This is a genomic window from Mesorhizobium sp. M0998 (genome assembly GCF_040318885.1).
GTDB lineage: Bacteria > Pseudomonadota > Alphaproteobacteria > Rhizobiales > Rhizobiaceae > Mesorhizobium.
Window position 1 is genome coordinate 1 of the sequence record NZ_JAMYND010000097.1, and the last position, 2,534, is coordinate 2,534.

Annotated in this window: 2 protein-coding genes; both read right to left on the reverse strand. The window is 65.2% G+C overall.

Annotation, left to right across the window (positions count from 1 at the left end; genetic code table 11):
- Positions 1 to 360 precede the first annotated feature (360 nt).
- Positions 361 to 1,551 carry an IS91 family transposase gene (locus tag NKH59_RS33165; RefSeq protein WP_353024435.1) on the reverse strand — a complete coding sequence of 397 codons (1,191 nt, stop codon included), beginning with the start codon at positions 1,549 to 1,551 and terminating at the stop codon, positions 361 to 363.
- Between the two features lie 12 nt (positions 1,552 to 1,563).
- Positions 1,564 to 2,424 carry a site-specific integrase gene (locus tag NKH59_RS33170; protein ID WP_353024437.1) on the reverse strand — a complete coding sequence of 287 codons (861 nt, stop codon included), beginning with the start codon at positions 2,422 to 2,424 and terminating at the stop codon, positions 1,564 to 1,566.
- Positions 2,425 to 2,534 lie beyond the last annotated feature (110 nt).

Here is a 2,534-nt window from a genome sequence, read left to right on the forward strand (position 1 = left end):
GGAATCTGGAGGCTTCTGTGAGGTCCGCATGCTCGACGGAGTGGGCGGACTGGTTGTCGGACCTCATTGCAAGCCGGATTGAACGAAGCCGCGGGACGATCTGGCGCTATGGGGATTGTAGCCTGGAGGAGCGGTCGGGATCGTCTTCGCCATGCTGATGAAGGGCGTTCACGATGCGGCCACAGCGAAGGATGGCACGGTGGAAGGCGGAACCGTGATGGCGCGAGCCGTCGGATAGGCTGCAGTGCCTTCTATCGCCGGGCTGTCTGCTTGCGGCTTTGTGCGGCGGGACAAGGGTCGGGGTGCCGGCGCGCATGGCGACGGGTACCGTACCGGGTGATGTGGACGCACCCGGCGTGGTCATGAGGTGTCGTTCCAGAAGGGGCGCGGCGGCGCCTGGCCGCACCGCCAGATGGCGAGCGTGATCATTGGCTCTCCGCAGCATGGGCAGCGATGCGCCATAGCAAGGCGCTCGGCGGCGACGGCGGCGCTTTCGGCATCCGGTTTGAGCTCGTTCTGCTGCGATCCGGCCAGCAGCCTGTGGCACAGGTCGAGCTTGGCGGCGCGATTACCGTTGGCGAGGAAGCCGTAGTGGCGGATGCGATGGAAACCGTCGGGCAGCGTGTGCAGGAGAAAGCGACGGATGAACTCGTGCGCGTCGAGCGTCATGACCTTGGTCTTGCCGCGCTGGCGATAGTCCCGCCAGCGGAACGCGACCCGATCGTCGGCCGTGCTGATCAGTCGGGAATTGGCGATCGCGACGCGATGGGTGTAGCGGCCGAGATAGGCCAGCACCTGCTTCGGCCCGCCGAAGGGCGGCTTGGCGTAGACGACCCATTGACGGCGACGAGCCTCGGCGAGCAAGCAGACGAAGGCATCAGGCCTTGCCAGGTAGGCGAGATCGCCGAAGAAGCCCAGCCCGCCCTCATCATAGGCCGCTCGGAGTTCCTCCAGAAAGAGACGGCGGAACAGGCGCGACAGCACGCGCACGGGCAGGAAAAACCCCCGCCGGCAGGCGACCCATCGCCCTCCATCGAGGGAGATGCCGCCGCCCGGGACGATGCAATGGAGATGGGGATGATAGGTGAGGTTCTGGCCCCAACTGTGCAGCACCGCGATGAGACCGATCCCGGCGCCGAGATGTCTGGGATCTGCGGCGATCGTGCGCAGCGTCTCGGCGGCCGCCTTGAACAGGATCGTGTACATCGCCGCCTTGTTCTGGAAGGCGATTGTGGCGATCTCGGCCGGCAGCGTGAACACCACGTGGAAGTAGGGAACCGGCAGAAGCTCGTTCTGCCGCGCGGCGAGCCATTCCCGGCAGGTCTTTCCCTGGCACTTGGGGCAATGCCGGTTGCGACAGGAATTGTAGGCCACGCGGATCGCCCCGCAGGACCGGCAGCCCTCGACATGGCCGCCCAGTTCGGCGGTCCGGCACAGTTCGATGGCGCTCATCGTGCGGCGCTCGACGCGTCCGAGATGACCGTCATGAGCCTGCCGATACGCCTCGCCATGGCGGCGGAAGATATCCGCCACCTCCAGTCTCGCCGACATGGGCGGAACCGATCAGCCCGACGGCACGACTTCGATGTTCAACCGGTCGAGCGGGCTTGTCGTGCGCCGGATGAGGCCGTTCGAGACCTTGGTGTAGCGCGCCGTCGAGGACAGATTGTTGTGGCCGAGCAGCACCTGGATAATGCGAATGTCGGTGCCGTTCTCCAGCAAATGCGTGGCGAAGCTGTGCCTGAGCGTGTGGACCGTCACACGCTTGTTGATGCCGGCGGCCGCACGCGCCGAGCGGCAGGCTGAATACAGCACCTGCACGTCGATGGGGCGATTTGCATCCCGGCCCGGAAACAGCCAGCCCTGCGGCTTCGCCAGTCGCCAGTAGACCCGCAGGATGCGCAGAAGCTGCGCCGACAGCATCACGGTGCGATCCTTGCCGCCCTTGCCGTGCTCGACCCGGATGACGCCGCGTTCGCTATCGATGTTGCCGACCTTCAGCCCGACGGTCTCCGAAGCGCGAAGGCCCGCGGCATAGGCCGTCGTCAAGGCGGTGCGCGTCTTCAGGCTCGGCACCGCCTCGAGAAAGTGGACAACCTCGTCGGCGCTGAGAACCACCGGCAGCGTGCGTGGAGCGCGGGCATAGGCGATCCGCTCAGGGATCTCGGCATGACCCAACGTCACGCCGTAAAAGAACCGCAGTGCGCACACCGTCTGGTTCAGCGCCGGCCACGAGATTCCGGTAGAGACCAGATGCACCTGGAAGGCGCGAACGTCCTCCAGGTCAAGCCGGTCCGGGGATCGGCCACAGTAGCGGGAGAACTTCGCTACCGCGTGCACGTAGGATCGTTGCGTGGCCGGCGACAGATTGCGGATCGTCATGTCCTCGATCATGCGCCGGCGAAGCGGGCTCAACTCGGCCATCTCATTGCTCCTGTTCTCAAGGTTGCGCTTCAACAGCAGCAATCCTTCAAAACAGAAGCGTCATCCGCAAACCGGTGCACCAAATGCCGCGTCAGCGGCTTCGTTCAATC